3 protein-coding genes are annotated in these 4615 nt (G+C 58.4%); 1 reads left to right on the top strand and 2 read right to left on the bottom strand.

Translation table 11 applies throughout. From position 1 onward, the window contains the following. Nucleotides 1–70: 70 nt before the first annotated feature. The gene (gene rpsB, locus AC5JJ6_RS00065; protein WP_496040080.1) at nt 71–886 is read right to left on the bottom strand and encodes a 30S ribosomal protein S2; all 816 of its coding nucleotides are present in this window, start codon (nt 884–886) and stop codon (nt 71–73) included. 506 nt (nt 887–1392) lie between these two features. Here rpsB and AC5JJ6_RS00060 point away from each other — a divergent pair. Next, nucleotides 1393–2277 (top strand): TauD/TfdA family dioxygenase, encoded by an 885-nt coding sequence (locus AC5JJ6_RS00060; protein ID WP_496040079.1) that lies wholly within the window; start codon nt 1393–1395, stop codon nt 2275–2277. Between the two features lie 210 nt (nt 2278–2487). Here AC5JJ6_RS00060 and AC5JJ6_RS00055 read toward each other — a convergent pair whose 3' ends face one another. Further along, nucleotides 2488–4203 (bottom strand): methyl-accepting chemotaxis protein, encoded by a 1716-nt coding sequence (locus AC5JJ6_RS00055; RefSeq protein WP_496040078.1) that lies wholly within the window; start codon nt 4201–4203, stop codon nt 2488–2490. Between the last annotated feature and the right edge of the window lie 412 nt (nt 4204–4615).

Raw genomic sequence — 4615 nt, 5'->3', positions numbered from 1 at the left:
TCTTATCAGTTCACCAAAAAAAATCGGCAACCGGACGCGGCGACCGCGTCCGGTTGCCCGCTCAGGCGAATTAGGCCTGCGCGCCTTCCGTCACGGGAGCGGTATCGCCCTCGGCGACCGGAGCGGCTTCCTCGTCGGTCGGCAGCTCTTCCTCGACGCCCTCTTCCTGCTCGCCGACATCGATGCCCGACGCGATCATCTCAGCCTGGAGACCGTCGAGGACGGAACCGGCGATCAGGTCGCAGTAGGTGTCGATGGCGCGCAGCGCGTCGTCGTTGCCGGGAATCGGGAAAGCGACGCCATCGGGATCGGAGTTGCTGTCGATCACCGCAACGACGGGAATGCCCAGCTTGTTGGCTTCCTGGACCGCGATCGACTCCTTGTTGGTGTCGATGATGAACAGGATGTCCGGCAGGCCGCCCATCTCCTTGATGCCGCCCAGCGCCCGCTCCAGCTTGTCACGCTCGCGCGTGAGCTGGAGGGTTTCCTTCTTGGTCAGGCCGATATTGGTGTCCTGAAGCCGCTCTTCCATTTCGCGCAGGCGCTTGATCGACTGGGAGATGGTCTTCCAGTTGGTCAGCATGCCGCCGAGCCAGCGATGGTTGACGTAGTACTGACCGCACCGCGAAGCGGCGTCGGCAACCTTCTCCTGGGCCTGGCGCTTGGTGCCGACGAACAGTACGCGGCCACCGCCCGCCACCACGTCGCGAACCGCAGTCATGGCGCGGTGCAGCATGGGGACGCTCTGCTCGAGGTCGATGATATGAACGCCGTTGCGCACGCCGAAGATATACGGCTGCATCTTCGGGTTCCAGCGACGGGTATGGTGACCGAAGTGAACGCCGGCTTCCAGCAGCTGGCGCATGGTGAATGAAGGCATCGGCATGGAAAACAGTCCTTTTCCGGTTACTCCGCCGCGAGCGTGGTCCGCACCATGCGAACACCGGAGCGGGCCATCGGCGAATGTGCCGAAGGACCGCAAGCCCGCGTGAGGTTTTGCGACGCGCGATAGATAGCTTGCCGCCTTCCGTTTGGCAACCTCCGTCATCAGGCGTCGCAACCTGCCTGGAAACGTCGTTTGTCCGATTCGCCGGGTCCCAGCCGAGGACGATCGTTTTCTTCCTAAGCGTCGTTATCCATAAGGAGCAAAAAACGCTTATAGTTGTCATCATCACTGACAAGTACATACCAACGCGTTTAAAGAAGCCATATGGCGGCATGCAAAAATATCCAAGTATTCATCATCATGGTTTCTTAAAGACGAATATGTCGGATTTGATTTCTTTGCATTGAAATTGAAACGCTTTTGAGCCAAAAAACAAATTGTCCACGGCTGGACCGTTCGACGGACAAGAAATATCCAATAATTATGCCTCTGAAGCACGTGCTTCAGTGATCGCTAGAGCTTTGCCAAAGATAAGGAAGAACACTATGTCCTATGCATCCGAGTATCGCATTGGATTTGGAGCTGAGCTTGATGTCAGCAAGCTCTTCGTCCATGTCGACGATACCGAAAACTTCGATGAGAACAGCTTCGCACCGGTCGCCGAGCGCTTTAACAAATATGGCGTCGCCGTATTGGTGTGCAAGGAACGGCCCGAGCCGCGCGTCAACAGTGTCGCCCTCAAGCAGTACTTCGGCAATGTGATCCTGCACGACCGCGCTGACGAAGACGGTATCGTTCCGATCGACCCCACGGATCCAATCCCCGGCTATCTCGGCTCCTCCTGCGCCGATCATCCGCCCCACACCGACGGCGCCTTCTCGCTGGAGCCGGAACAGGTCCTGACCCTGCAATGCATCGTCGCCACCACGGATGGCGGCATGACTCAACTGGTCAGCGGCGACTCGGCGTATGACTATATGGCGCGCAAGCACCCGAAGCTGTTGCCGGCGCTGTTCCGTCCCGATGCGATGAGCATTCAGCGGACCGGTATCCGCTGCCTGCGCCCGATCTTCAACTGGGTCGGCGGCCGGGTGCAGATGGTCTACCGCGAAGACGATGTGGCGGCCACGATCATTCACCCCGAAGCCGCCGAAGCGTTTTCGGTACTGCGCGAGTTCATCATCGATCCGGAAAACATTGTCGAGTTCCGCCTGCAACCGAACTGGATCGTCGTTCTCGACAATCTTCGCCTGCTGCATGGACGCACTGCCTTCCCGACCAGTCAGGCTCGACGGATGAACCGGTTGAACTTCGACGGCACCGGCCCGTTCGGCCGCTATCTCAGCTTCGGCATCATCCCCACCTTCAGCGAGCTGGCCCTCGCAGCCTGAATCATGAAGGCCCGGCGGTGGAAGCCGCCGGGCCTTCATGACTGGGCTTGCAGGGATGTCATGTCTTATAGGTAGCGGTTTAAACTACGGATCGCCGCCGCCAGCCCCTTCGGCTGACACAAGCCTGGTTGATCAGTAAATCAGTAATCGAAGCTTCGATCCGGTGAAGCGGCGGGATGCAGCACCCCTTCCGCCGCACCTTCCCGAAGGTTACGCCACGCGTGCTGAGTCGGCCCGGTCGGAGCGAACCTGCTCCAGGAAACGTCCGACTTCACGCTTGAGAATGTCAGCCTGATGAGACAGGTCATTGGAGAACTCGCTGATCTGCCCGGCGGCGCCCCCCGTATCGCGAGCGGCACTTTCGACGAGGCCGATGTTCCTGGAAACTTCCTGGGTCCCCATGGCCGCCTGATCGACATTGCGCGCGATCTCACTGGTCGCGGCAGTCTGTTCGGAAACCGCCGATGCGACCGATGCACCGATACCGCCGATTTCAGCAATGACAACCGAAATCGAGCCGATTGCCTTGACGGCATCGGCGGTGCCGGTCTGGACGGCTGCGATCTGGGCTGCGATCTCTTCGGTTGCCTTGGCTGTCTGGTTTGCCAATCCCTTGACTTCGCTTGCGACCACCGCGAAGCCTTTACCGGCTTCGCCGGCCCGTGCGGCTTCGATCGTCGCGTTCAATGCCAGCAGGTTGGTTTGGCTTGCGATGTCATTGATCAGGTTGACGATCTGCCCGATGCTCTCGACCGTTTCGGAAAGACGTTGGATCAGGCGGGTCGTTTCCTTGGCCTCCAGATCGGCCCGCGACGCGACCGTCCGCGAGCGTTCGACCTGAGACGCGATCTCGTTGATGGAAACAGCCAGTTCCTCCGTCGCGGCCGCGACGGTCTGAACATTGCCAGATGCCTGTTCGGCGGCGCTCGCTACCGATGTCGCCTGCGTGCTGGTCTCGGTTGCCGTGGATGCCATCTGCCTTGAGGACGACTGCATCTGGGACGCGGCCGTAGTGACCGCATCCACAACGGTTCCGACCTGGCTTTCGAAGGAGTCGGCCAGACCGCGCAAGGCGATCCTGCGATCACTGTCGGCTTGGCGCTTCTGCTCCTCCTGGCCCTGTTCAAGGCGGATCTTCTCGATCGCGTTATCCTTGAACACATTGATGACCCGGCCCATCTGGCCCAGCTCATCCTTCCGGTCCACCATCGGCACCGTGATCGTCAAATCGCCCTCGGCCAGCCGGAGCATTGACTGGGACAGGATGCCGATCGGCTTGCTGACCAGGACTCTCAGGAGGATCAGCAGAAGTCCGATCACGATCGCCAATATGATCGCCGCAGCGACGATCGAGTTCGTGACAACCCGTTCCACTTCCTTCTTGAGCCCTTCCTGGCTCCAGAAGACAGTGAGCTTTCCGATCGGGTCGGAGGAAGTGCCAAAAAACACGTCGGTCACGATTACCGTGTTGCCACGGAATTCATAACCCAGCGTGTATTCCGCGGCTCCCGCCAGCCGGATGGCACGTCCATCACGCGCAAGATCGTCGGAACCGACCTTCGAAGCCGATTCCTCGCCATGCTCCACAAGCACTTCACCGGTCTTGCCTGTCACGCGAAAGGCAAATGCCTGAGCATCCTCGCCGGACGACAGCCGGGCGAACATCTTCACCATGGCAGCGGCCTGCTTGAAGTTGATGGCCGGAGCGATCTGCGCGCCAACGAGTTCGGTTATCGTGGCCTGCGAATTCGCGGCGCCAGCCTTCAATATCTCCTGCTGGGACTGCCCGGATAGCCAGATCATGATGCCGAAGCCGATCAGAACCGCGACAGCGATAGCGAGAGCCACCTTGCGGCCGATGGACACAACGCGATCTCCCTTGCCGTCTTTCGGCTTCCTTACAGCTAATCCAGTGACATCAGACATCAACTTCTCCTTCTTCGAGCATACCCATTGCCGACCTCAGCACGTCCACCACCCGGTTTCATTGCCAATCCGATTTCCGTGGCAGACCAGTGGCTTCGGCCCCCATAAAGCGAGGCTGTGGAAAGTTAAAGTTGCAAGATTTTTGGCTACAGCCAATCTTCTGAGCCAAAAATCTTGCCTATGCATCTCAAAACGCCCCAAACTTCTTCAAGAATGAGATTTTTATCCGTACATGAGTATATCCTATTACCTAACCGCGATATGCATGACAGTTTGTCGCGTTCGGGCCTCACGATATATTGCAGGGAGTGAGTAACTCCTGAAAATTGTAATCTACAACTAACCCAATGCCGTAGCATTCTATCACAGGCTTCAAATTGAAGCTGAAATACCTATTTTTCTCATAGGTGGG

Source organism: Skermanella sp., assembly GCF_059503625.1.
The sequence above is the reverse complement of the archived record's forward strand: the minus strand, read 5'-3'. Positions and strand labels throughout refer to the sequence as shown.

Bases quoted from the DNA above. Each gene is read 5' to 3' on its own strand.
- rpsB (WP_496040080.1), bottom strand. From the start codon at position 886: ATGCCGATGCCTTCATTCACCATGCGCCAGCTGCTGGAAGCCGGCGTT.
- AC5JJ6_RS00055 (WP_496040078.1), bottom strand. From the start codon at position 4,203: ATGTCTGATGTCACTGGATTAGCTGTAAGGAAGCCGAAAGACGGCAAG.